The following is a 25,287-nucleotide window of genomic DNA, read 5'->3' as shown; positions in this document are numbered from 1 at the left end:
GAGTCTTCTGTGGGGTGGGGGGTCCCCACCCCCCTTCTAGAGTAGCGGTACTACTAAGTCCCTACAATCAGAACAACAACCGCAAACTAGCAAAAACTAGGAGCAGAATACGGTAGTTGTCTAGTTCTAGTTGCGTTTGGGCGCTGATCTTGGCTGGCGGGTGGGTCGGGGCCGTCCCTGTTCTGGAGTTCCACCCGAAACGAAGGGGTGGGGGGTTGTGGATGTCCCCGTGTGTTGATATCGCCTGTCGTGGATGTGGCTACATCGTGGCTGACGGGGTGCACTCTCGTCTCGGCGTCGATCCCGGAGCCGGGGTTCGATCTGACCACGGTCAGACCCCTGTCTGACGGATTTCACGCCCTCTCACTGGGGTTTTATACGCATCCAGACACGTCCTGCGTCAAACATACAAGGCATGGGGTGCGAATGGAGAGCAAGGATGGGACTGTTCGCAGACTTACGCGACAGCGTCTCTCGGGTCACGGCGAGTCTGTTCGCCGACGACTCGGAGCCGAAACGAATCGGGATTTATGGACCGCCCAACGCGGGGAAAACAACGCTTGCAAACCGCATCGCCCGCGACTGGACGGGTGACGCCGTCGGTCCGGAGAGCCACATTCCCCACGAGACGCGGCGCGCCCGCCGCAAGGAAAACGTCGAAATCGAGCGCAACGGCAAGACGGTCACCATCGACATCGTCGACACGCCCGGCGTGACGACGAAAGTCGACTACTCGCAGTTCCTCGACCACGACATGGAGAAAGACGAGGCCGTCCGGCGCTCTCGGGAGGCCACCGAAGGCGTCGCCGAGGCGATGCACTGGCTGCGGGAGGACGTCGACGGCGTCATCTACGTGCTCGACGCCACCAACGACCCGTTCACGCAGGTGAACACGATGCTCATCGGCATCATCGAGAGCCGAGATCTGCCCGTGCTCATCCTCGCGAACAAAACCGACCTGGACGACGCCAACATCCAACGCGTGTCCAACGCCTTCCCCCAACACGAGACGATCCCGCTGTCGGCGTTGGAGGGCGAGAACATGGACGAGGTCTACGACAAGATCGCGGCGTACTTCGGGTGACCGCACATGCCAGAAACAACCAGCAGCAGCGGCGACGGACCACAGGACGGCGTTCAGGTCGACCTCATCAGCACCGAGCGGATGAACGGCAAGACCTCCATGGAGAAGATCCGACTCATCCTCGACAGCGTCCGGGAGGGTGACATCGTCGTCCTGGAGTCCGGACTGACCCCCGACGAGGAGTCGAAGCTCATCGAAGTCACGATGAGCGAGATCAACCCCGACGGGTTCTCCGGCATCGAGATCGAGAGCTTCCCCCAGTCCGAAACCTCGAACACCACCCTCCTCGGGCGACTCATGGGTGCCCAGGAGACGTCGAAACTGACCGTCATCGGGCCGGCGAACCAGATCCAATCCCTCCACAAGGATGAGACGCTGATCAGCGCGCTCATCTCCCGCCAGTAATGCCCCACCAATGCACGAACTGCGGGCACGTCTTCGCGGACGGCTCCAAGGAGATGCTGTCGGGGTGTCCGGACTGTGGCGGCAACAAGTTCCAGTACCATCCCAGCGAGATCCCTGCGGACAGTCCCAGCGGTGACCCCACGCCATCCGACGGCTCGGACGCCGACTCCAGCACGGTCTCGGGCGCTGTCGGCCGCGCCGCCGACCGCGTCCGTGACGCCGTCGCCGAGGCAGACACACCCGCCGACGATCCGACACCCGACGACGAGGGCGACACGCAGTCCGACCCGGCAGCCGACAGTCCGGGCGCGGGCGCGCCCGACGCCGACCCCGGTGTTCGCGCCGCAACACCCGACGACGAGGACGGCGCGCAAGCAACCGCCCGCAGCGAGGTCGTCGACGTGTCCACGCTTCCAGATCAACCCACGGACGGCCGCGTCGTCGAGGAGCCCGACACCGACGAGGCGGAGCCCGACCTGGAAGACCTCCGCGAGGAACTCAACGACCAGTTCGAGTCCATCCGCATCGTCGCCCCCGGCCAGTACGAGCTCAACCTCATGGAGCTGTACGACCGCCAGGAGTACATCATCGCGCTCCAGGAGGACGGCCAGTACGTCATCGAGGTTCCGGACGCCTGGGAAGCAGCCGATCCGACCGACGTCGAATAGCCCGCAGTCCCACCCGCGTCCTGCCCGACAGACCACACCGTGAAACGGTAGTATGCGACTGTTTCACGGTCGCACGCCGTAGTTTTCACGCCGCAGTGCTGCCGAGTGCAGAAGTTGTTTTGCCCTGTAGCCCGCCAGCCTACACACATGTCTCTTCGCAACCGCGCGCAGGCACTGCTGGCGCTGTTCCCAGCGTTCCTGGCGCGTCTCGGTCTCGTCGACCGTCGCAGGGGCGAGGAGGCCTTCGATCTGGCTGTCCCCGCGATGGTAACCGGCGGCCTCCGGACGCTGCTGCGGACCGCCGACTTCTTCATGGTGAGTATCGCCACCGGCTCGACCGCGGTCGCCGCCCTCGAAATCGGCTTCCAGTATTACTTCATTCCGTTCGGGCTCGCGCTCGCGCTCACGTCCGGCACGATCAGTGTCGTCTCCCGGTTCAAAGGTGCTGACGACCACGCCGGCGCCAACTTCGCGATCAAGCAGTCGCTGTGGCTGGCGTTGCTGGTGTCGTTGCCCATCACCGCCGGCACCTGGGTGTACGCCGACTCGATGATCGGGTTGCTCAACAGCAACCCCGAGATCATCGAGTTGGGTGCGGCGTACCTCCGCGTGGTGATGCTGACCGTCGTGTTCCGGTTCTGGGGGATGACGGCGTCGCGGGCGCTCGCCGGTGCCGGCGACACCCGGACGCCGATGTACGTCCGGCTCATCACCCTCCCCACGAACATCGCGTTGAACGCGGTGCTCATCTTCGGGATCTGGGTGTTCCCCGAGCTGGGCGTCGTCGGCGCCGCCTGGGGAACCGCGATCGCCAACGCCGTCGCCGGCATCGTGTTCTTCGCCGTCCTGCTCTCCGGGCGCTGGGATGTCACCCTCTCGTTCAGCGGCAAGCAGTGGGACTGGGGCGTCGCCAGCGAGATCGTTCGCGTCTCCCTCCCGCTGGCGGGCACCCGGCTCTCCCGGACGTTCGGCCGGTTCCCGTTCCTGTTCGTCCTCGGGCTGTTCAGCCACCAGGTGGTCGCCGCCTACGCCATCGGCCGCCGCGTGATGCTGTTGGCGTTGATGCCCGCGTGGGGGTATTCGACGGCGTCATCGACGCTCGTCGGCCAGCAACTCGGCGCCGGCGACCCCGATGAGGCGGCCGCCTACGGCTGGCAGACGCTGCGCGTCGCGCTGGCCACCCAACTCATCATCGGCGCGCTGCTGTTCGTGGCTGCGGGCCCCATCGCGTCCGCGTTCACCCCCGATCGGTTCTCCCTGACCGTGACGTTCATCCGCATCTTCGGGCTCAGCGTCGCCGGGTTCTCCGTGGCGCGCACGCTCCGCGGCGCGCTCCGCGGGGCCGGCGACACCCGTTGGCCGCTGTACGGCGGACTGATCGGGACGTACATCGTCCGCCTCCCGCTGGCGTTCCTGGCGCTCGACCCCGGCCAGGTCGTCTCCGCCGGCCCGTGGGTGATCGACGCCACCGTGCACTCGCTCTCCGTCGGCCCCGTCACCACGCCGACGATCGCGTTGGGCGTGCTCACCATCCCCGGTTTCACCGTGGCCCCCGGGCTCGGCTGGGGGTTCGCCGCGATCTTCCTGGCGATCGTCGGCGACATGTACACGCGCGCCGCGGTCAACTTCGTGCGCTTCCGGTCGGGCGCCTGGCGGGCGTACGGCACCCCCACCGCGGCCGCCGACTGACACCCACGAACGCCACGGATTTAAGGAATGGACGCCGAACGTCACTCCATGAGCACGCCAACGAAAGTCGTCGTGTCGACCGTCGCTATCGCCGCCGTTCTCTCCCTGCTCGTGCTGGTGAACGTGGCGTAATGTTCACCGAGCGCGCCCTCGACGGCGAGCTCGCGGCCGTCCGGGACGCCTACGCCCCGGACGCCGTCGTCCTCGACTGTGACGCGGACTTCGAGACGCTGTCCCCCGAGCACCGCGACGACGTGCTCCCGGTGATCGACGATCTCACGCCACACGAGTACGACACCGACTGGCTGCCCGCCGACAGCCCGGCGTTGCTGACGCAGCTGGCCACCCGGGAGTTCGTCGTTGGAATGCCCGGCGACGGTGCCGTCGCGTGGACGACCCAGACAGAGCCGCCGGTGGTGTTCGTGAAAGCCCGCATCGAAGGCACCCCCAGCGAGTTCGCCGACTTCCTCGTCGCGGAGGCGCTGGTCGCGGCCGGTCTCGGACTGCCCGAGCGGTTCCTCGGGCTCTTCGGCTCGGCGTATCCGGCGTTCGCCGCGGCCGTCGACGGCGACCCGGTGGCGGTCTACCAGACCGCCGCCGCCGCCGCAACCGCGTTCCGCGGGCTGCACACGCGCCCCGAGTTCGAGACCTGGGACGCCGACTTCCCCCGCCTGTACGACGCCTGGGTGGACGCCGGCGAGCGCATTCGGCCGCGGCTCGACGGGCTGTCCGGCGAGCTCGCTCGCGGCACCACGTCGTTCGCCGACGCCGCCGAACTGGCGTGCAGCGCCGTCAAACACGATGTCGACGTGCCCACCCCGTTCGCGGCGCTCGACTCGCCGGCGTTCCGACGCCACGGCAGCGAGTACGCCGTCACGTGGGCCGAAAAGCTGTTCGCGGCCGACACCGACGCGTAGGCGGCTGTCAGCGGTCCGTTCTCACGGTGCCGTCGGCGTCGAGTTCGACGACGAGATCGCTGGCGTCGCGGAACCGGCTCAGCGCGTCCTCGTCGTGGACCTCCGCGGACACGTGCACCAGGGCGGTGGCGTCGTGGCGCTCCACGATCCCACGCAGCCGCTGCAACGCATCGAGAGCCTGGTGTTCGTCGGCGTAGTACGCGAGCTCGGTCAGCGAGTCGAAGCTCACCCGACGCTTGCCGTCGGTGTCGGTGAGGAACTCGTCGATGGACGCCAGGATCCCGTCGACGTCCCCGGGCCGGGAGACGTACCGGATGTGGGAGGCGGCTCGCCGCGAGTAGCCGTGTTCGACGGACAGCGTGTCCAGGATCTCCGCGCGGTCCTCGTCGACGTCGTAGTATTCCAGTTTCTGTGTGACCTCGCGGGCAGTGGTGCGCGTCGACACCACGAGGAAGTGATCGGTGTCGGCTTTCAGGAAGTCGGTGTCCATGCGGTCGGTCGCACCGGTGGACGGATGAATGAGCAATGCGACCGTGCCGCCCGGCACTGCGTCCGGGGTGCCCTCGATGGCGAGCTCGTAGTCCATACCGTGGCGAAGCGCACCCGTCATCTTAATCATACGGGTGCACACCGCATGGCCGGCGACCCGCCCCACCGCTGGCGGCTCACAGCAGGCTGTCCGCGGTGGCCGCGCCCACGACGCTGAACAGCGCGCTGACCGACGCCGCCTTGGCAGCCAACACGCCGACCACGGCCACGCTGGACCCGACGCCGAGTTCCGCGGCGAACGTCGTGGGTGCGGTGAGCACCACCGACAGCGCGAGCACGGACCCGAACGACACCACCATCAGGGAGACGAACCGCACGGGAACGCCGACCACGTCGGCCTCCCGGTCGGGGTCGCGGCCGTCGTCGGCGGTGTACAGCGCGCTGTACCCGATGGCCGCCACGACCCCCACGACGATGATGCTGTGATACCACTGCATCCGGCTGGCAAGCAGCCACACCTCCTCGGTGACGACAAACGGCCCCGCCAGCAGGACCCCGCCGACGACCTGCTGGACGGTGTCCGCGTACGCGTACCGGTTTCCACTCATCTCGTGGTGCGTTCGCGGCCACCGGCCAAATGCCGTCCGGTGGCGTTTTGCCGGTCGGCGTGCATGCCACTCCTATGAGTGTTCGCGAGGAGTTCGACGAGTGGGCCGCCTCGGGCCGCGACAAGGGCATGGAGGACCGCCATTGGCACACCGCCAAGGACGTGCTCGCGCGGATGCCCGTCGAGGACGACGACACCGTCCTCGATCTCGGGACCGGCAGCGGGTACGCGGTGCGCGCGCTCCGCGAGCGCGGCGTCGCCCGTGGGTACGGCCTCGACGGTGCCCCCGAGATGGCGGCCAACGCCCGCACGTACACCGACGACGACGACCTCGCGTACGTCGTCGGTGACTTCGGGAGCCTGCCGTTCGCCGACGACGCCATCGACCACGTGTTCAGCTTCGAAGCGTTCTACTACGCCAGCGACCCCCGCGAGACCCTCGCGGAGATCCGGCGCGTCCTGAACCCCGGCGGGACGTTCTACTGCGGCGTGAACTACTACGAGGAGAACGTCCACAGCCACGACTGGCAGGACTCCATCAGCGTCGAGATGACCCGCTGGGATCGCGCCACGTACCGCGAGGCGTTCCGGGGGGCGGGCCTACACGTCGCCGCGCAGGACCTGATCGCGGACACGGAGATCGACATCCCCGCCGCCAGCGAGTTCCCCCACGAGGGCTTCGACAGCCGCGCGGACATGGTCGAGCGCTACCGCACGTTCGGCACGCTGTTGACAGTTGGCGTGGCTCCCTGACCGCTACTCCGGAAGCACGTCGATGCCCCCGGACGCAACGCTCACGGTCGCCGGGCCGCGGTCCGGCGGGTCGGGCGTGGTGACGAGCAGTTCGGTGCCGGCCCAGTCACAGTACACCGTGTAGGTGTCACCCCGGAACGCCGTGCGCTCGACGGTGACATCGAACCCGACTCCACCCGAACCGAAGGACAACGCCTCCGGCCGCAGACCGACGGCGACGTCCCCCGTCACGCACTCCGACAGCTCGAACGTCACGCCATTGACTGACACACTCGACCCCCCTGTTTCGAGTGGAACCGCCGTCCCCGACACGACGTTGTTCTCGCCGACGAACTCCGCGACGAACCGCGAGGACGGCTCTCGGTAGACCGCCTCCGGCGTGCCGACCTGGACCACCGCACCGTCACGCATCACCGCCACGCGGTCGGAGATCGACAACGCCTCGGCCTGATCGTGCGTGACGTAGACGGTCGTGATATCGAGTTCGCGCTGGATCTCCTTGATCGTGCCACGCAGCCGGTCGCGCAGCCGCGCATCCAGCGCGCTCATCGGCTCGTCCAACAGCAACACGCTCGGCCCTGGCGCGAGCGCGCGCGCTAGCGCCACGCGCTGCTGTTGCCCGCCGGACAGCGCCGCCGGCTCCCGGTCGCCGGTGCCCGCCAGATCGACCAGCGACAGCAACTCGCTGACGCGCTCCTCGGTCGACGCCCCGCCCGGTGGCTCCCGGAACCGCAGGCCGTAGGCGACGTTCTCGCGCACGGTCATGTGTGGGAACAGCGCGTAACTCTGGAACACGATCCCCACGTCGCGGTCCTCGGGCGGCACCCCACCCACCGACCGATCCCCGAACACGATCTCCCCGCGGTCCGGCGTCTCGAACCCCGCGATCAGGCGCAGCGTCGTGGTCTTCCCGCAGCCCGACGGCCCCACCAACGTGAAGAACTCGCCGTCGGCGATGGAGACTGAGACGTCGTCGACCGCTGTCGTCGTCGACCCGAACGCACGCACCAACCCCTGTAGCTCCACGCTCGTCATGGCTGATATCGACCCCCGACGCGGTCGATCACCACGAAACTGGCGGCCGTCACCACCAACAACACCGTCCCCATCGCCGCCGCCGGGCCGGTGCTTGGCCCCGCGGTCCGATCGATCAGGAACCGCTTGAGCGCCACCGGCATCGTGTACACGGACTCGTTGGCCAGGATCACCGTCGAATCGAACTCCCCGATGCTGATCGCGAACGCGAACGCCGCGCCCGCCACCACGCCCGGCCACACGAGCGGCAACTCCACGTCCCACAGCGCGCGCCCCCGGCTCGCACCCAGCGCCCGCGCGGACTCCACCACCCGGCTGTCGACCGCCGCCAGCATCGGCGCGACGTTCCGCACCACGAACGGATAGCCCGCGATCGCGTGCGCGCACACCACCACCAGCGGCCCAACCAGTTGCACCCGCGTGCCGGCGATGTCGACCCCGAACGCGAGCGACTGCAACAGTCCGAAGCCGACGACCACCCCGGACACCGCGACGGGCGCCATCAGCGCCGCGTCCGCGAGCCGCCGCCCGCGGCCGCCCCGCGCCGAGAACGCCCCCACGACCACCCCCATCGGTAGCGCAACCGCAAGCGCCCCCACGCCGAAGACGATCGAATACCAGACGGCGGTCGCCGGCTGCGTGCGGCCGCTGGCCTGTCGCGTGCCCAGGAACCGCCACCACCGCAGCGTCGGGTCCGTCACCCCGCCCACGCTCGCCGCCACCATCGACACCACGGGCGCGACGAACACCACCGCCACCACCACCGCGTAGCCGACTCCCGCCAGCCGAAGCGCCCACTCGCGGCCCCCCGACGCCCCCAACAGGCGCTTGCGGGGGCGGGACCTGCCGCCGGCACTCGCGGCCGACTGCCGGCCCTCGTACCGCAGATACACGTACATCAACGCCAGCGAGAGCCCGGTTTCGAGCGTCGCGAGCGCCGCCGCCGTGCCGTAGTCGAACTGCTGGATGCGGGCGTACAGCCACACCTCCACGGTCGCCAGCTTCAGCCCGCCCAACGCCAGCACGATGGGGAACGACATGAACGTGAACACGAACGTCAACAGCGCGCTGGCGGCGATCGCCGGCACCAACTGCGGGACCACCACGTCACGGAACGCCCGCAGCGGACTGGCCCCCAGCGACCGCGCGGTCTCCACGGCGCTGGCGTCGACGGTCTCCCACGCCGAGGCCACCATGCGCGTGACCAGCGGCGCGTTGTAGAACGCGTGTGCGACCACCACGATCTGCAGCGTGTACAGGAACTGGACGCGTCCGACACCCAGCGCTGCCAGCGCGTCGTTGACCGTGCCGTGCTGTCCGAACGTCGCCACGAACCCGACCACCACCATGATCGACGGCAACACGAACGGCAGGATCGTCAGCGACCGCAGCGTCCGCCGCCCGGGGAACTCGAAGCGCGCAAGCACGTACGCACCCGGCAGCCCCAGTGCCACGCTCGCCACCGTCGACAGCACCGCCTGGTACGCCGTGAACCCCACCAGCCCGAGGCTGACACCGGGATGCACGACCGTGATCGCGGGCAGCCACCCACTCCACCCGACGCGCACGTCCACCGCGTGCGCCCACGCAGCCACGTCCCCCGGCACCGACAGCGGGTGTGCGAACGCGCCGTGGGCAGCGCCCATGTAGAACTCCGACGTGAGCACCGCCACCACGGGGTTGTCGGGGCCGAGCGCCGCCGCGAACACGGTGCCGACCGGATAGTAAAACACCACCGCGAGCACGGCAAGCGTCGCCACACCCGCAGCCGGCACCGCGTACCGGTCGACGACGCTCACGCCGGACTGCCGCCTCATTCGACGTTCGTGGCGATCCGCTGGGCCCACGTCTCCGTCCACTCCGCGACGCTGCCAGCCAGCTCGTCGTACGTCAACCGCACCGGCTCCGGCGGCTCGTAGCCGTACTCCGCGACGTCCGCCGGCAGGCTGGCGGTTTCGGTCGCCGGGAACTGGGCGTTCCGCTCCGCGATCCCCTGCTGGCGCTCCGGCGACAGCATGAACTCCACGAACTCCGCCGCGACCTCCGGGGTGTCGGTGTCAGCGAACCGCGCGACCGCCTCGGGATTGATATACCCCTGATCGTTCAGGAAGCCCACCCGGTGATGTGGGAGGTCGTCGGGGTCGTTGTAGATCACTCGGTCCGTCGAGTACGACACCACCATCGGGCGCTCACCCTCCGTGAACGTGGTGTACGACTCCGACCAGCCGTTGAGCACGCGCACGTCGTTGTCCACCAGGCGCGTCCAGTAGTCCAGGTAGCCGTCCGGGCCGAACTCGTGGATCGTCCACAGCAAGAACGCCCGCCCCGGGTCGCTGTTCTGGGCGGTCTGCGTGAGCAGCGTCCCCGCGTACGGCTCGGTCGTCAACGCTTCGAACGTCTCGGGGGCGTCCACGACCGTGCCGTCGTACACCAACGAAATGTAGCCGGTGTCGTAGGTGAGCGCGCGGCCCGCCGGGTCGATGTGAAGCGCCTCTTTGATCTCGCTGCTGCGGGACACGTCGGCCGCCAGCCCGTCGAACAACCGCGTGTCGTCCCCGAGTTCGTTGTCGATGCGCACCAGCTCCCCCGTGTTCAGGCCGACGAACAGATCGGCGTCGATCCCCACGCCGTTGCGCTTCTTGTTCACGAACTCGTTGACGCCGGCGGTCGGCGTGGTGAACTCCACGGTCGTCTCGTGGTCGGCCTCCCACTGCGCTTTCAGCCAGCGGCCCGCCGACCCCTCGCCGACGAACGAGTCGTAGGTTCCGACCCGCAGCGTCTCCGCGCTGTTGCCGCCCATCTGTAGGCAGCCTGCGGCAGCCACTCCGGTGGCCCCACCACCCACTGCCCGCAGGTAGTCACGGCGTCTCATTACCGGGTTGTTCAATAGGGTTGTGGTTAAGCCCGTCGCTCCACACCCGGCCGTCGGCCGCGCTACACCAGCGACCGGCCGGCCGCCGTCCACGCCCGCACGCTCCCCTCGTAGAACGACACGTCGGTGAACCCCAGCCACCGCAACACCACGAACGTGTGGCTGATCCGGCGCGCCGTGTTGCAGTACAACACCACCCGGTCCTCGCGCGTGATGCCGTGCTCGGCCAGCACGTCCTCGATCGCCGCCCGGGATTTCAACCCCCGCGTGTCGTCGTCGACGAACGCCGTCCACGTGACGTTCACCGCGTCCGGAATGTGGCCGTCGGCGAACTCCCCTGGGTCCCGCGTGTCAACGACCACGGCCGCATCGCTGGCGGCCGCGTCGGCCACCGCCTCGGTCCCCACGAACACGTCAACACCCCGCTCACCGGGCTCGTACGTCGTTTCGTCTACTTCCGGCGTCCCGGTCGTGGTTTCGTGCTCGCGCACCCACGCGCTGTAATCCCCGTCCAACACCGCCACGTCGTCGTGCCCGTGGTACAGCGCCGTCACGAGGAACCGCGCCGCGAACACGCCGTGGGTGTCGTCGTACGCCACCAGCGTGTCCCCGCGCTCGACGCCCGCCGCCGACAGCACCGCCGCCCACTCCTCGGCCGGCGGCAGCATCCCCTGTGGACCGTCCGCGCTCCGGAACGCATCGAAGGGCACGTTCACCGCGCCCGGCACGTGTCCGATGCCGTCGTACTCCCAGGCGTCGCGCACGTCCACCACACGCACCGACGCGTCGTCCTGTTCGTCGAGCCAGTCCGGTGTCACCACCCAGTTGTCCGACATCACCCACCCGTTCGAGCCGCCGGCGTATAGCACTCCGGCCTCCGGCACCACGACCCCACACGAATGGGGGGTTTTCGCCGCCGGCACCGAGAGTTATGTACGTGGGCGTTCACCCATTGCGTATGGCAGATTACGCCACCGACGTACTCGTCACCGCCGACTGGGTCGACGACCGCCTCGACCAGTTCCGGAGCGACGACCCCGACCACCGACTCGTGGAGGTCGACGTCGACACCGAAGCCTACGAGGAGTCACACGCCCCCGGTGCCATCGGGTTCAACTGGGAGACCCAACTGCAGGACCAGACCACCCGGGACATCCTCGACAAGGACGCCTTCGAATCGCTGCTGGGCAGCCACGGCATCACCGAGGACTCCACGGTCGTCCTCTACGGCGACAACTCCAACTGGTTCGCCGCCTACGCCTACTGGCAGTTCAAATACTACGGCCACGACGACGTGAAACTCCTCGACGGCGGCCGGGACTACTGGGTGGACAACGACTACCCGACCAGCGAGGAGCCGCCGTCGTTCTCCGCGACGGACTACGACGCCAGCGGCCCCTTCGAGGGCATCCGGGCGTACCGCGACGACGTCGAGAACGCCATCGACAAGGGCCTGCCGCTGGTCGACGTGCGCTCGCCCGAGGAGTTCAGCGGCGAGATCCTCGCGCCGCCAGGCCTCCAGGAGACCGCCCAGCGGGGCGGCCACATCCCCGGCGCGGAGAACATCTCGTGGGCCGCCACGGTCAACGCCGACGGCACGTTCAAGTCCGCCGACGAACTCCGATCGCTGTACGCCGACCAGGGCATCGACGGCGACGAAACCACCGTCGCGTACTGCCGCATCGGCGAGCGCTCCTCGATCGCGTGGTTCGCGCTCCACGAGCTGCTGGGCTACGACAACACGGTCAACTACGACGGCTCCTGGACGGAGTGGGGCAACCTCGTCGGCGCGCCCGTCGAGACCGGCGAGTGAGCGTCACCGACTGACCGACGCGACCCGCCCCGCAGCCGGCCGCCCGGATCGCCGACGCCAGCATACAAGCCGCCAGCGCCCCAACGCCTCAGCATGGACGCCAGCGAACTTCACGACGCAGTCCGCACGGCCAACGACACCGCGCTCTCGCGGCTCGGCTCCTCGAAGTCGCTGTACGCCGACACCGGCGGGGAGATGGACCCCGACCCGGTGTTGGTGGCCGCCGCGGACGCCGAATACGCCGCCGCCGAAACGTTCGCCGCGTGGGCGGACACCGAACCCCACGCCGACGCCCAGGCGGCGTTCGCCACCACCGCAAGCGAGGAACGCGACCACTACGACGCCGTCCGCGGGGAACTCGACGCCCACGAGCCCGCCTCTGACGACGCGAACGCGATGCACACCCACCTCCGGGGCCTCGACACCACTGCCGCTCGCCTCGGCGGCCTCCTGGGGCGCATCCTCGCCACGGAGAAATCAAAAGAACAGTTCACGGGCTTTTTCGTCGGCCAGGCCGACCCCCAGACCGCACAGCTGTTCCGCGACCTCAAGGGCGACCTCGACGACCAGCTAGAACGCACGCTCGACCTCCTCGACGCCGTCTGTGCGGCGGACGACGACTGGCAGACCGCCAGTGACGCCGCCGACGCCGCCATCCAGGCGGCCTACGACGAGTACACCGCCCAGCTGGAGTCGATGGGCGTCAACCCCAAGCCGGTCTGCTAGCCCGCCGGGCGCGCTCCTGAAGTGCGCCCCGCACGTACCCCGGTGTAATGAGTGACGCCAGCGGCCCCCTCCAGCCGGACCGACCCGAGGCCGACGTGCCGTTCCGCGTCGAAGCGCCCTTCGACCCGGCGGGCGACCAGCCCGACGCCATCGCGGAACTGGTCGCGGGCTACGAGCAGGGCGCACAGCAGCAGACGCTGCTCGGCGTGACCGGCTCCGGGAAGACCAACACCGTCTCGTGGGTCGTCGAGGAACTCCAGCAGCCCACGCTGGTCATCGCGCACAACAAGACGCTTGCCGCACAGCTCTACGAGGAGTTCCGGTCGCTGTTCCCCGACAACGCCGTGGAGTATTTCGTCTCCTACTACAACTACTACCAGCCCGAGGCGTACGTCGAGCAGACCGACAAGTACATCGAGAAAGACGCCTCGATCAACGACGAGATCGACCGGCTGCGCCACTCCGCGACGCGGTCGCTGCTGACCCGCGACGACGTCATCGTCGTGGCGTCGGTGTCCGCGATCTACGGGCTCGGGGACCCGCGCAACTACGAGGAGATGAGCCTGCGCGTCGAGCGCGGGCAGTCCATCGGCCGCGACCAGCTGCTCGCGAAGCTCGTGGACCTGAACTACGACCGCAACGACGTGGATTTCACGCAGGGCACCTTCCGAGTCCGGGGCGACACCGTCGAAGTGTACCCGATGTACGGCCGCTACCCCGTGCGGGTGGAGTTCTGGGGCGACGAGATCGACCGCATGGCGAAACTCGACCCCCTGGAGGGCACCGTCGAGAGCGAGGAGCCGGCGGTCCTGTTCCACCCCGCCGAGCACTACTCGGTGCCCGACGCCGAGATGGAGCAGGCGATCGAGCGGATTCGAACGGACATGCACGAGCGCGTCCGGCATTTCGAGCGCACCGGGGACATGGTGGCCGCCCAGCGCATCGAGGAGCGCACCACCTTCGACCTGGAGATGATGGCGGAGGCCGGCTACTGTTCGGGCATCGAGAACTACTCGGTGTACCTCTCGGACCGCGAGGTCGGGGACGCCCCCTACACGCTGCTCGATTACTTCCCCGACGACTTCCTCACCGTCATCGACGAGTCCCACCGCACCGTCCCCCAGATCAAGGGCCAGTACGAGGGCGACAAATCACGCAAGGACAGCCTCGTGGACAACGGCTTCCGGCTGCCGACGGCCTACGACAACCGCCCGCTGACCTTCGCGGAGTTCGCGGACAAAACCGACCGCACGCTGTACGTCTCCGCGACGCCGGGCGACCACGAGCGCGCGCAGTCCGCGAACGTCGTCGAGCAGATCGTGCGCCCCACACACCTCGTCGACCCCGACATCTCGATCGCCGACGCCACCGGGCAGGTCGAGGACCTCATGGACCGCATCGACGAGCGCGTCGCCCGCGACGAGCGCGTGCTCGTCACGACGCTCACGAAACGCATGGCCGAGGATCTCACCGAATACCTGGAAGAAGCCGGGGTGGCCGTCGAGTACATGCACGACGAGACGGACACCCTGGAGCGCCACGAACTCGTGCGCGGGCTCAGACTGGGCGAGTACGACGTGCTCGTGGGCATCAACCTCCTGCGGGAGGGGTTGGACATCCCGGAGGTCAGCCTGGTGGCGATCCTCGACGCCGACCAGCAGGGGTTCCTGCGCTCGGAGACCAGCCTCGTGCAGACGATGGGGCGCGCCGCCCGGAACGTCAACGGCGAGGTCGTCCTGTACGCCGACGAGACCACGGATGCGATGCAGGCCGCCATCGACGAAACCCAGCGCCGCCGCCGCATCCAGCGGGCGTTCAACGAGGACCACGGCACCACACCGACCACCATCGAGAAGGCCGTCGGCGACATGAACCTCCCCGGTGCCGAGACCGACACCGCCGATGTCGCCGGGGACGCCCCCAGCGACGAGCAGGAGGCCGCCCTGCTCGTCGAGGACCTCGAAGCACGCATGGAAGACGCCGCGAGCAACCTCGAGTTCGAACTCGCCGCCGACATCCGCGACCGCATGCGGGAGCTCCGCGAGGCGTTCGACCTCGACGGCGGCGACGCCCCCGAGGACCCCGGCGGCGTCGCACCCGAAACTGAGGACTGGTGAGACGGCGGCTCGCTGGTCAGCCCGCGGCACCGCTTGCCGCTTCGCTTGACGGAGAAACCAACGCTTTTCAGCCATCAACTGGTTAGCCGCCGCCAGTATGTTGACAACCGCTGCAGCCACGGATCGCCACCCCGGACACCCGATTCAGCCGCCCACAGCGGAGGGGTCTGCGGCGTGACCGACACTGATACGCCGTCCGGCCGGGACCGGGCAACGAAACTCTTCTTGAAGTACCAGCACGTTTTCGTGTTCCTCGCGCCCGTCGCCTTCGTCGTCGGCGTCTTCTTCGGGCCGCTCGCCCCCGCCGACCCTGTGCCGGGCTATTGGACGAACTTCTGGTGGCTGTTCCCCGTGTTCCTGCTGGGCGCGATCACGGTCAACACCGTCGGCATCAGTGGGTCGGCGCTGTTCGTGCCGTTCCTCATCTTCGTGTTCCCGCTCTTTGCGGACCCTCTGGAAGCCGAAACGCTCGTGAAAATCGGCCTCATCAGCGAGTCATTCGGTCTGTCCAGTTCCGCCATCGCGTTCGTACAGTACGGCCTCGTTGATCGGAAGCTTGCGCTGTCGCTGGTGGCTGGCGGGCTGCCGTTCGTCGTCGGCGGCGCGCTGCTCTCCTTTGTCACCCCGGAGCCGGTCTTCCACGCGCTGCTCGGCGTCGCACTGCTTGCGGCGTCATTGCTCCTGTTCAAGGCAGACCTCGGCCACGGCGACACCGCCGACAGCGACGACAGCCACGCGGCGGCCACCGACGGCGGGTCGAACCTGCCCGACGACCCCGACAAGCTCGGCCCGGCGGGCGTGCGCGTCGACGACGGCGCGGTCACCCGGGTTGACCGCGACGGCGACACCTACGAGTACGACCGCGGCGGCTACCTCCGGCGGTTCGGGAACTACAGCGTCGGCGGCACCTTCCAGGGGCTGGCCGGGTTCGGTATCGGCGAACTCGGCATCATCTCCATGCTGTCCTCGAAGATCCCCGTGCGGGTCGCCATCGGCACGAACCACATCGTGGTCGCAAGCACTGCCATCATCGCGTCGCTCGTCCACGTCTTCGGCGGCGGGCTGGTCGGCGGGCACTCCATCGACCTCGCGACGACGCCGTGGAACATGGTCGTGTGGACGGTCCCGGCGACCGTCACCGGCGGCCAGATCGCGCCGTATGTCTCCGCCGCGCTGGACACTGAAACCATCAAACAGGGCGTTGGCGCCCTGTTCGCAGTCGTCTCCGTGGCGTTGTTCCTGATGGCTGCTGGAGGTGTCTGACGTGTACGAGACGATTCTGCTCCCGACCGACGGGAGCGAGGGGACGGCGGCCGCCGCCGAGCACGCCGCGACCGTCGCGTCGGCGTTTGACGCCATGGTTCACGTCGTTTCGGTGGCCGACGAACGCAACCGCTTCGAGTCGCCCAGCGCCGGGCTCGCCGGCGACGCGTGGGCGGAGCGCGAGCACGAGCGCGCCGAGGCCGCGGTCCGCGAGACGGCGGCCGGGCTCCCCGATGTCGTTCGGACTGAAACGGCCGTCATCGAGGGCATCCCCCACGAGGCAATCGTGGCGCACGCCGGCGACGCCGGCGCTGACGTGGTGGTGATGGGGACCCACGGCCGCACCGGGATGGACCACTATCTCGTCGGCAGCGTCGCAGAAAAGGTCGTCCGCACGTCCCCCATCCCAGTGTTGACAGTCGGAATCGAGGACTGATCACCGCTCGTACAGCGCTGCCTGCTGGTCGACGTAGCGGTCGGACCACTCGCTGACGTGTTCTCGGAGGTTTGCGACGACGACGCCTGGCACGCGGGCCAGCCGCCAGCCCAGCCCCTCGTCGCCGTGGTGGCGCTGCTCGTCGACACGTCCGCCGGGGGCATTATCGTGGCTCATTCCGGCTAGCTGTCGTTTCCCCAGTCACTAAACATCACGGTCGTTTGCACACGCTTGATCAACTTAGATTGTACTTCTACAAGTTTAGTTGGTAAGCTTTATTCGGTGGCCGCGACTGTGACTGAACACGACCGAGCGGCCCGCTTGCAGGCGTTTTCGCGGATAGCGACTGCCACGCTCAGCGGCGGCCCCGCTCGGCAGACGACACATGACCCACGCCACATCAGCCACATCCGACATGGTCGCTGCGGCACTCGACCGCGCGCTCACCGATCACGAAGACGACATCGACTCCGACGCCCGCGACCGCATCCTCACCGAAGCCACACGCAACGCCTACGACGACGCCACCACCGACGAACGATACGACGCCCTGCTCGGCGCGCTCACCGGCCGCATCGACCGCCACCCCGCGTACAAGACCGTCGCGGGACGCGTGCTCCGCGAGCGCCTTGAACGCCGCCTCGTCGACGACTACGACCCCGCCACCCGGGATGCCGCCACCCGGCAAGCGTTCCGTGACGGCATCCAGCGCGGCCTCGACGCCGATCTCCTCGACGAGCGCATGGGCGACTACGACCTCGACCGCCTCGCAGACGCCATCACCCCGGCCCGCGACGACCGCCTCGACTACATGGCCATGGACACCCTCCGACAGCGGTACTTCCTCCGGGAGCCCGACGCCGACCTGTTTGAACTCCCACAGCCGTTCTGGATGCGCGTCGCCATGGGCGTCGCGCTTCGCGAGGACCCCGCCGACCGCGAGGAGTACGCCATCGAGTTCTACGACGCGCTGTCCACGCTGCGGTTCGTCCACTCGACGCCCACCCTCTTCCACGCCGGCACCACCCACGCCCAGCTGTCGTCGTGTTATCTTACCACCGTTCCCGACGACTTGGACGGCATCTTCGACGCGTACAAGGAACACGCCAAACTCTCGAAGTGGAGCGGCGGCCTCGGCAACGACTGGACGCCGCTGCGCGCCGCCGGCTCGCTCATCGAATCCACGGGCGTCGAGTCGACGGGTACCGTCCCGTTCCTCAAAATCTCGAACGACGTGACCGCCGCGATCAACCGCTCGGGGAAACGCCGGGGCGCGGCCGCCGCCTACCTCGCGTGCTGGCACCTTGACTTCCCCGCGTTCTGTGACCTCCGCCGGAACACCGGCGACGAACGCCGCCGCACCCACGACATGAACACCGCCGCCTGGATCCCCGATCTGTTCATGGAGCGCGTGCGCGCTGACAAGCGGTGGACGCTGTTCTCTCCGAAGGAAACCGGCGACCTCCACGAACTGTACGGCAGCGACTTCGCCGAGCGCTACCGCGAGTACGAGGCGATGGCTGACGACGGTGACATCCAGCGCTTCGAGCGCGTGGACGCCACCGACCTCTGGCGCACCATGCTCACCCGCCTCTTCGAGACAGGCCACCCCTGGCTCACCTTCAAGGACCCTTGTAACGTGCGCTCCCCACAGGACCACGCCGGTACAGTGCGCTCCTCGAACCTCTGCACGGAGATCACGCTCAACACCTCCGAGGAGGAGACGGCGGTCTGCAACCTCGGGAGCGTCAACCTCGCGCGCCACCTCGACGACGGCGACATCGACCGCGAACAGCTCTCTGAAACGGTAGAAACCGCGATGCGGATGCTGGACAACGTCGTCGACCTGAACTTCTATCCGACGGAGAACGCCGAGCGCTCGAACATGCGCCACCGGCCGGTTGGCCTGGGCGTGATGGGGTTCCACGACGCCCTCCAGCAGATGCGGGTGCCGATGGCCAGCGACGACGCCCTCGACCGCGCCGACGCACTCCAGGAGTACGTCGCCTACCACGCCATCGGTGCCTCGGCTGACCTCGCCGCCGAGCGCGGCACCTACGAGAGCTACGAGGGCTCGAAGTGGGACCGGAACGTCTTCCCGCAGGACACCGTTGATCGCCTCGAATCCGAGCGCGGCCGCGAGATTCCGGTCCCGCGCGAGGAACGCCTCGACTGGAGCGACGTGCGCCAGCGCGTCGCCACCCACGGCATGCGCAACTCGAACACGATGGCGGTCGCACCCACCGCCACCATCTCCACCATCGCCGGCACCACGCCCTCCATCGAACCCGTCTACTCGAACCTCTACGTCAAATCCAACATGAGCGGCGACTTCACGGTGGTCAACGACCGCCTCGTCGCCGACCTCGAAGAGCGAGACTTGTGGACCGAAGAACTCCGCGACAAACTCACCTACCACGACGGCTCCGTGCAGGAACTCGACGCGGTGCCCGAGGACGTACAGGAACTGTACCGGACCGCCTTCGAGATCGACCCGCGCCACCAGCTCCGGCTCGCCGCGCGCCGCGGCGTCTGGATCGACCAGAGCCAGTCGGTGAACGTCTTCTTCCCCGAAACGGACGGCTCGAAGCTCTCCGAGGTGTACCAGACGGCGTGGGAACTCGGCCTGAAGACGACGTACTATCTGCGCACACTCGGCGCCAGCCAGATCGAGAAGACAACGCTAGACATGGACGAGTACGACGACACCCAATTCCGGGGTGATGACGACGAGTCGGACGCGGACGGTGACCTACCGAGTGTCGAAGACCCCACCTGCGAGGTGTGTCAGTGATGCCGGTCCTCGACAGCGACGCCGAACACGACCCCAACAAGATCCTGCCCATCGACTACGACTGGGCGCGGGAGTACTACCAGCAGGGCGTCGCGAACAACTGGACGCCCGAAGAGGTGGCGATGCAAGGCGACATCTCCCAGTGGCAGGGCAACGAACTCACCGACGCCGAGCGCCAGCTCGTGGAGTGGAACCTCGGGTTCTTCTCGACGGCCGAATCCCTCACCGCGAACAACATCGTGCTCGCGATCTACGAGTACGTCACCGCCCCCGAATGCCGGCAGTACCTCCTCCGGCAGGCCTACGAGGAGGCCGTCCACACGGACACGTTCATCTACTGCTGTGACAGCCTCGGGTTCGACCCCGAGCACATGTACGGGATGTACGACCGCATCCCCAGCATCGCCGAAAAAGACGAGTTCGTCGTCGGTCTCACGCGCGCCGTCGACGATCCGGCGTTCACGATCGACACCGACAACGACCTCCGGGACTTCCTGCGGGATCTCGTCGGCTTCTATGTCATCATGGAGGGCATCTTCTTCTACGCCGGGTTCGCGATGATGCTCGCGCTGAAGCGCCGCGGGAAGATGGTTGGTGTCGGCGAGCAGTTCGAGTACATCATGCGCGACGAGTCACTGCATTTGAACTTCGGCGTCGACCTCATCAACCAGATCCGGGACGAACACCCCGACGTCTGGACCGCTGACTTCGAGGCCGAGGTTAACTCCCTGATGCGGGACGCCGTCGACCTCGAACAGCTGTACGCCCGCGACGCCTGCCCCGACGATCTCCTGGGGATGTCAAGCGAACAGTTCGCGGACTACGTCGAATACGTCGCCGACCGACGCTTCCAACAGCTCCGCATGGACCCCGTCTACGGCACCGACAACCCCTTCCCGTGGATGACCGAGCAGGTCGACTTGAACACTGAGACGAACTTCTTCGAGCGCAACGTCTCGGAGTACCAGCAGGGCGGCTCCCTCGACTGGGACTGACCGCCACGCTCACAGCCGCTTGGCGATGGTTTCCGCGGTCGCCTCGCCGACGCCCGCGACATCCCGGAGGTCCTCTACCGACGCCTGTCGCACGCCCGCAACGCTCCCGAACCGCCCCAGCAGCCGCGCCCGCAGCTCCGGCCCGACGCCCGTGATGCCGTCCAGCGCCGTCGTCACGTCGTCGCGCAGCGTCCGGTGGTACGCCACCGCGAACCGGTGGGATTCGTCGCGGACGCGTTGCAGGACGTGCAACTGGGGGGCGTCGCTCCCCCAGTCGTACGTGCGGTCGGGCGTCACCACGACCTCCTCGTCTTTCGCCAGCGCGATCACGGCGTCGGGGCCGTCCCAGCCGGCGGCTTCAACGGCGTCAAGCGCGGCGTCCAGTTGCCCCCGGCCGCCGTCCACCAGCAACACGTCCGGGTCCGGCCGGTCGTCGCGGCCGTCGACGGCGCGCTCTGCCCGCCACCCCACCAGCCGGCGCATGTTCGCGTAGTCGTCGTTCTCCTCGTCGAGCTTCTTGCGGCGGTAGTCCGCCGTCTCCGCGCTGCCGTCCACGAAGCAGACGTTGCTGCCGACGACCTCCCGGCCCTGGGCGTGGCTCACGTCAACCCCCTCGATGCGCTCGGGCCGCCGGACGCCCAGCGCGTCAGCCAGCGCCCCGAGTTCGTCGCCGCCCCCGGCCCGGCGGTGCGCGTTCTTCAGTGCCAACTCCACGAGCCTCGCCTCCCGGCCAGCACCCGGAACGCCAACGGCCACGTCCGCGGCGTCCAGCCACGCCGCCACCTCGTCGTCGCCATGGGGTTCGGGCAACAGGATGCGCTCGGGCAGGTCGCGCTCGGCGTAGTACTGCACGAGGAACGCCGCCAGCACCGCCGCCACCCGATCCTCGCCCTGCGGGGCCTCCAATCGATGCTGGTCGCGCTCGACGAGCTGCCCGCCCTCGGCGTGCAGCCGCGCCACCGTCGCGGCGTCGCCCTCCACGGCGACGCCCAGCACGTCAGTCGACGCCCCGGCGTCCGCGTCGCCGGCGGCGACCGCCGCGCCGCCGCCCTCGTGGAACCCCTCGACGACCGCCAGCCGATCCCGGAGGTTCGCCGCGCGCTCGAACGCCTCGGCCTGCGCCGCCGCCGCCATCTCCCGCCGGAGTGGATCCGCGAGCGCGCCCGTCTCCCCCTCGAAGAACCGCGTCGCGCTCTCGACGGCTTCGCGGTACTCGCGCTCGCTGATCGCGCCCGTGCACGGTGCGGCACACAACCCCATCTCGTAGTCCAGACACGGCCGCTCGCGGTCCCGGTACTTGTGCTCCGAACACCCACGCAGCCCGTATACCGACCGCACCGCTTTCACGACTGTCTCCACGTCCCCCTTGTCGGTGTAGGGGCCGAACGCCGCCGCCCCCGGATCCGGGTCCCGCGTCACCTCGATCCGTGGCGCTTCCCGGTGGCTGGTCACCTGCACCAGCGGATAGGACTTGTCGTCTTTCAGGCGGACGTTGTAGCGCGGCTGGTGGCGTTTCACCAGGTTCGCTTCGAGCAACAGCGCCTGCGTTTCGGTGTCCGTCACGGCCACGGTCACGTCGTCGGCGCGCGCCACCATTCCGGCGATGCGCTCGCTGCGCGGGTCGCCGTACGACCGCACCCGGTCGCGGATGTCCACGGCCTTTCCCACGTACAGCACTCGCTCCCCGTCGGCCGTCCCATCGGGGTCGCGCGCGACGAACTGGTAGACGCCCGGCTCCGCCGGCAGCTCGCTCGCGCGCGCCCGCACCTCGTCGCCGTTCATCACACCCACGTACGCCCGCGACGGCTTTCAACCACCGGGTCTCCCACCCCATCCACCGGTGGACTTACGGGCCACCCAGTGGACGCCACTGACAATGGCCACGCCGAACACCCCACGCGAGTCGTCGCTGTTGTACGACACCAAACTCGACTACGTCATCGCCGCCTTGCTCGTCGTCCAGGGGCTCATCATCGCCCTCATCGGGCTGTTGCTCGTCAACCTCGACCGCAGTGCTTTCGCCACCGATCTCGCCGCCGAACTCACCGCGGACCCGGAGTTCACGTTCTCCATCTCCCAACCGGCGCTTGCCGCCGCCATCGAGACCCTCCTCACGTGGACTGCCATCGGGTTCCTCGCCGCCGGCGTCGGCACCGTCCTCATCGCCGCCTCGTTCTTCCGGTACCGGGGCCGCGTCCGCGACCTGATCGCCGTCGGTGACAGCCCGCCGCGCTGGCACGCCCCGCTGCTCGGTGGGCTGGTGGCCACCGCCATCTCCTTCATCCCGTTCTCGCAACTCGTCGGCGGTGCCGTCGCCGGCACCGCCTCGACACGCAGCCCCACCCTCGACGGCGCACTCGCCGGGGCCGTGTTCGGCGCGCCCGGCTACGTCATCTGGGCAGCCATCGCCGCCGGCACGTTCGCCGCCGGCACCCCCTTCCTCATCATCGTTGTCCTGATCTCCCTCCTCCTGACCGTCGCAATCAACGTCGTGTTGTCGGCCGTCGGTGGGTTCGCCGCCCGACTGCTCTCGTAGCGCCGTCGCGCTCCGCGCCACGACGAACGCTTCAAGGAGTCGCTCACCGAACCCTCACGCATGAGCGACACCGAGCGCGCATGGCTGGTCTTCCGCGAATACACCGACAAGGGCCTGTTGAGCCTGACGTACGCCACGCCCGACGGCGAACACGTCCACCGCAAACAGCGCTCGCTGAACGCCGGCGACCCCACCGCCGCCGTGGACGTCGCCGCCGACGACCTCGACCCCGTCGAGGATCCCGCCGATGTCGACCGCTACGGCACCGAGGCGTCCCGCATGCGCGACGAGCACGACCCCGACGACACGGTGTAACGCCGCGCTCGCTGGCGCTGAGAACCACCCCAACCGATTTACCAACACGTGTAATCTGAGCAAACGTATGCCAGCGATCGAACTCAGCGGCGTCTCCAAGCGCTATGGGGACGTCACCGCCCTCACAGACCTCAACGTAACGGTCGACGAGGGCGAGATATACGGCTTCCTCGGCCCCAACGGGGCGGGGAAATCGACGGCGATCAACATCCTTCTGGACTTCGTGCGGCCGACCACCGGAAGCGCAACGATTCTGGGGTACGACGCGCAGGCCGACTCCCAGGCGATCCGCCAGCGCATCGGCGTGCTGCCCGAGGGGTTCTCGGTCTACGACCGCCTCACCGCACGCAAACACGTGGAGTTCGCCATCGACTCCAAGAACGCCACCAACGACCCCGATGCGCTGCTCGACCGCGTCGGCATCCCGGAGGCCGCCGACCGCAAAGCCGGCGGGTTCTCGACGGGAATGCGACAACGCCTCGGGCTCGCCATCGCGCTCGTCGGTGACCCCGAGATGCTGCTGCTCGACGAACCCTCCTCCGGCCTGGACCCCAACGGCGCGCGGGAGATGCGGTCGATCCTCACCGAGGAAGCCAACCGCGGCACGACCGTGTTCTTCTCCAGTCACATTCTCGGCCAGGTTGAGGCCATCTGTGACCACGCCGGCATCCTGCAGAACGGCACGCTCGTCGCCGAGGACTCCATCGACGCGCTCCGGGAGGCCACCGACGCCACCACCACGCTGACGGTCACCCTGGACGCGGTCACCGACGACGCCGTCGCCGCCGCCAACGCCATCCCCGGCGTCTCGGAGGTGTCCGTCGATGCCTCCGATCTGGTCGTTCGGACCGGCGACGCGTCGAAAACGGACGTCCTCGACGCCATCGAATCCACTGGTGCGACCGTCCAGGACTTCGCCACCGAAGACGCGTCCCTGGACGACGTGTTCTCCGCCTACACGACGGAGGAGATGCCCGCATGAGCTGGGCCGCGATCGCACGCAAGGACTTCAGCGACGCCGTCCGATCGAAAGCCCTCTGGGCGCTCACGGCGTTGTTCGTGGTGTTCATGCTGGGTGCTGCGGCCGGGTACGGATACTACTTCGACACCAGCACCCTCGGGCTGTTAACCGTTCTCTCGGGTCCGGTCAACTTCCTCATCCCGATCACCGCCCTCCTCGCCACGATCCACTCGATCAGTGGCGAACTCGAATCCGGCACGTCGAAGTTACTGCTGTCGCTGCCGCACACCCGCCGCGACGTCGTCATCGGGAAGATCGTCGGCCGCAGCGCAGTCATGCTCATCGCCGTCTTCATCGGTGTGATGTCCGCCGGCGCATACGTGTTCGCCGTGTACACCACCGTAGACGCCATCAACTACCTGGGATTCGCCGTGTTCGCGCTCCTGCTTGCGCTGGTCTACACCTCGATCGGCGTCGGGCTATCGGCGCTCGCTCGCTCCACATCACGGTCAACCATCATCGCCGCCGGGTTCTACACGCTGCTCAGTTTCGTCTGGCCGCTGATCCTGTCCGTCGTCGCGTACACCACGTCCGAGGACTCCATTCTTAATCTCACCCCTGGACGGCGTCAATTCCTCAACCAGATCCCGCCGACGGACGCGATTACCACTGCCCGTGCGGGGTTCACGAGTGTAATGAACACCCCTGCCGCATTGGCCACCAGCAAGTGGGTCCTCCTCGTGATCGCCATCGCGTGGCTCCTCGGTGTGCCCGCGATCGGCTACTGGCGGTTCAACACCCGCGACCTCTAG

25 protein-coding genes are annotated in these 25,287 nt (G+C 68.1%); 17 read left to right on the top strand and 8 right to left on the bottom strand.

All coding sequences use genetic code 11. The features are described 5' to 3' along the window. Positions 1-439: 439 nt before the first annotated feature. The 5 genes from ACOZ32_RS03740 to ACOZ32_RS03720 all read left to right on the top strand — a co-directional run bounded on the left by ACOZ32_RS03740 (position 440) and on the right by ACOZ32_RS03720 (position 4,763). Positions 440-1,084 carry an Era-like GTP-binding protein gene (locus ACOZ32_RS03740; RefSeq protein ID WP_012289501.1) on the top strand — a complete coding sequence of 215 codons (645 nt, stop codon included), beginning with the start codon at positions 440-442 and terminating at the stop codon, positions 1,082-1,084. A 6-nt stretch (positions 1,085-1,090) separates the two neighbouring features. Continuing rightward, positions 1,091-1,489, top strand: a complete 399-nt coding sequence (locus ACOZ32_RS03735; protein WP_012289500.1) for a DUF2073 domain-containing protein — start codon at positions 1,091-1,093, stop codon at positions 1,487-1,489. Next, a complete protein-coding gene (locus ACOZ32_RS03730; RefSeq protein WP_010903797.1) occupies positions 1,489-2,157 on the top strand; it encodes a Zn-ribbon domain-containing protein in 669 nt (222 codons plus the stop codon). Before ACOZ32_RS03735 ends, ACOZ32_RS03730 begins: the two co-directional genes overlap by 1 nt. A gap of 147 nt (positions 2,158-2,304) precedes the next feature. Then, on the top strand, positions 2,305-3,846 hold the full coding sequence (locus ACOZ32_RS03725; RefSeq protein WP_136361662.1) for an MATE family efflux transporter: 1,542 nt from the start codon (positions 2,305-2,307) through the stop codon (positions 3,844-3,846). Positions 3,847-3,977: 131 nt separating this feature from the next. Continuing rightward, entirely contained in the window at positions 3,978-4,763 is a 786-nt protein-coding gene (locus tag ACOZ32_RS03720; RefSeq protein ID WP_235157080.1) for a DUF7089 family protein, read from the top strand. Between the two features lie 7 nt (positions 4,764-4,770). On the opposite strand, the gene ACOZ32_RS03715 is transcribed toward ACOZ32_RS03720, so the two are convergent. Together ACOZ32_RS03715 and ACOZ32_RS03710 are read right to left on the bottom strand one after the other, a co-directional pair. Further along, on the bottom strand, positions 4,771-5,349 hold the full coding sequence (locus ACOZ32_RS03715) for a DUF7090 family protein (protein ID WP_136361661.1): 579 nt from the start codon (positions 5,347-5,349) through the stop codon (positions 4,771-4,773). A 79-nt stretch (positions 5,350-5,428) separates the two neighbouring features. Further along, a complete protein-coding gene (locus tag ACOZ32_RS03710) occupies positions 5,429-5,860 on the bottom strand; it encodes a DUF2391 family protein (protein WP_010903792.1) in 432 nt (143 codons plus the stop codon). 74 nt (positions 5,861-5,934) lie between these two features. Between ACOZ32_RS03710 and ACOZ32_RS03705 the strand changes: the two genes are divergently transcribed. Then, positions 5,935-6,612, top strand: coding sequence for a class I SAM-dependent methyltransferase (locus tag ACOZ32_RS03705; RefSeq protein ID WP_136361659.1), 678 nt, complete (start codon positions 5,935-5,937; stop codon positions 6,610-6,612). A 3-nt stretch (positions 6,613-6,615) separates the two neighbouring features. Here ACOZ32_RS03705 and ACOZ32_RS03700 read toward each other — a convergent pair whose 3' ends face one another. From ACOZ32_RS03700 to ACOZ32_RS03685, 4 genes are all read right to left on the bottom strand, one after another. Then, a complete protein-coding gene (locus tag ACOZ32_RS03700; RefSeq protein ID WP_136361658.1) occupies positions 6,616-7,647 on the bottom strand; it encodes an ABC transporter ATP-binding protein in 1,032 nt (343 codons plus the stop codon). Continuing rightward, entirely contained in the window at positions 7,644-9,464 is a 1,821-nt protein-coding gene (locus ACOZ32_RS03695; RefSeq protein WP_424334948.1) for an ABC transporter permease, read from the bottom strand. Before ACOZ32_RS03695 ends, ACOZ32_RS03700 begins: the two co-directional genes overlap by 4 nt. Next, a complete protein-coding gene (locus ACOZ32_RS03690) occupies positions 9,461-10,519 on the bottom strand; it encodes a thiamine ABC transporter substrate-binding protein (RefSeq protein ID WP_235218902.1) in 1,059 nt (352 codons plus the stop codon). Before ACOZ32_RS03690 ends, ACOZ32_RS03695 begins: the two co-directional genes overlap by 4 nt. 62 nt (positions 10,520-10,581) lie before the next feature. After that, positions 10,582-11,355, bottom strand: a complete 774-nt coding sequence (locus ACOZ32_RS03685; RefSeq protein ID WP_235157091.1) for a sulfurtransferase — start codon at positions 11,353-11,355, stop codon at positions 10,582-10,584. Positions 11,356-11,471: 116 nt separating this feature from the next. Between ACOZ32_RS03685 and ACOZ32_RS03680 the strand changes: the two genes are divergently transcribed. From ACOZ32_RS03680 to ACOZ32_RS03660, 5 genes are all read left to right on the top strand, one after another. Next, positions 11,472-12,332 (top strand): sulfurtransferase, encoded by an 861-nt coding sequence (locus tag ACOZ32_RS03680; RefSeq protein ID WP_346265157.1) that lies wholly within the window; start codon positions 11,472-11,474, stop codon positions 12,330-12,332. A gap of 93 nt (positions 12,333-12,425) precedes the next feature. Continuing rightward, entirely contained in the window at positions 12,426-13,058 is a 633-nt protein-coding gene (locus ACOZ32_RS03675) for a hypothetical protein (protein WP_010903785.1), read from the top strand. A 47-nt stretch (positions 13,059-13,105) separates the two neighbouring features. Continuing rightward, positions 13,106-15,175 (top strand): excinuclease ABC subunit UvrB, encoded by a 2,070-nt coding sequence (gene uvrB / locus ACOZ32_RS03670; protein ID WP_010903784.1) that lies wholly within the window; start codon positions 13,106-13,108, stop codon positions 15,173-15,175. Positions 15,176-15,349: 174 nt separating this feature from the next. Then, the gene (locus ACOZ32_RS03665) at positions 15,350-16,438 is read left to right on the top strand and encodes a sulfite exporter TauE/SafE family protein (protein WP_235157095.1); all 1,089 of its coding nucleotides are present in this window, start codon (positions 15,350-15,352) and stop codon (positions 16,436-16,438) included. 1 nt (position 16,439) lies between these two features. Then, positions 16,440-16,874 carry a universal stress protein gene (locus ACOZ32_RS03660; RefSeq protein ID WP_012289494.1) on the top strand — a complete coding sequence of 145 codons (435 nt, stop codon included), beginning with the start codon at positions 16,440-16,442 and terminating at the stop codon, positions 16,872-16,874. Here ACOZ32_RS03660 and ACOZ32_RS03655 read toward each other — a convergent pair whose 3' ends face one another. Then, positions 16,875-17,051, bottom strand: coding sequence for a hypothetical protein (locus ACOZ32_RS03655; protein WP_235218900.1), 177 nt, complete (start codon positions 17,049-17,051; stop codon positions 16,875-16,877). Positions 17,052-17,259: 208 nt separating this feature from the next. Between ACOZ32_RS03655 and ACOZ32_RS03650 the strand changes: the two genes are divergently transcribed. After that, entirely contained in the window at positions 17,260-19,668 is a 2,409-nt protein-coding gene (locus ACOZ32_RS03650; protein WP_424334947.1) for a ribonucleoside-diphosphate reductase subunit alpha, read from the top strand. Then, positions 19,668-20,663, top strand: coding sequence for a ribonucleotide-diphosphate reductase subunit beta (locus ACOZ32_RS03645; RefSeq protein WP_424334946.1), 996 nt, complete (start codon positions 19,668-19,670; stop codon positions 20,661-20,663). Before ACOZ32_RS03650 ends, ACOZ32_RS03645 begins: the two co-directional genes overlap by 1 nt. Before the next feature lie 9 nt (positions 20,664-20,672). On the opposite strand, the gene ACOZ32_RS03640 is transcribed toward ACOZ32_RS03645, so the two are convergent. Then, on the bottom strand, positions 20,673-22,445 hold the full coding sequence (locus ACOZ32_RS03640) for an excinuclease ABC subunit C (RefSeq protein ID WP_338416973.1): 1,773 nt from the start codon (positions 22,443-22,445) through the stop codon (positions 20,673-20,675). Positions 22,446-22,539: 94 nt separating this feature from the next. Between ACOZ32_RS03640 and ACOZ32_RS03635 the strand changes: the two genes are divergently transcribed. The 4 genes from ACOZ32_RS03635 (at position 22,540) to ACOZ32_RS03620 (ending at position 25,287) form a co-directional block, all read left to right on the top strand. Next, entirely contained in the window at positions 22,540-23,199 is a 660-nt protein-coding gene (locus ACOZ32_RS03635; RefSeq protein WP_010903777.1) for a DUF5518 domain-containing protein, read from the top strand. 60 nt (positions 23,200-23,259) lie between these two features. Beyond that, complete coding sequence (locus tag ACOZ32_RS03630) at positions 23,260-23,514, top strand: hypothetical protein (protein WP_010903776.1); 255 nt, start codon at positions 23,260-23,262, stop codon at positions 23,512-23,514. A 67-nt stretch (positions 23,515-23,581) separates the two neighbouring features. Continuing rightward, positions 23,582-24,496: an ABC transporter ATP-binding protein gene (locus ACOZ32_RS03625; protein ID WP_235157108.1), complete on the top strand. Its 915-nt coding sequence runs from the start codon at positions 23,582-23,584 to the stop codon at positions 24,494-24,496. Then, positions 24,493-25,287, top strand: coding sequence for an ABC transporter permease (locus ACOZ32_RS03620; protein ID WP_136361649.1), 795 nt, complete (start codon positions 24,493-24,495; stop codon positions 25,285-25,287). Before ACOZ32_RS03625 ends, ACOZ32_RS03620 begins: the two co-directional genes overlap by 4 nt.

This window comes from Halobacterium sp. MBLA0001 (assembly GCF_049705385.1).
GTDB lineage: Archaea > Halobacteriota > Halobacteria > Halobacteriales > Halobacteriaceae > Halobacterium > Halobacterium salinarum.
Note: the sequence above shows the minus strand (reverse complement) of the source record. Positions and strands in the feature narration are given on the sequence as shown.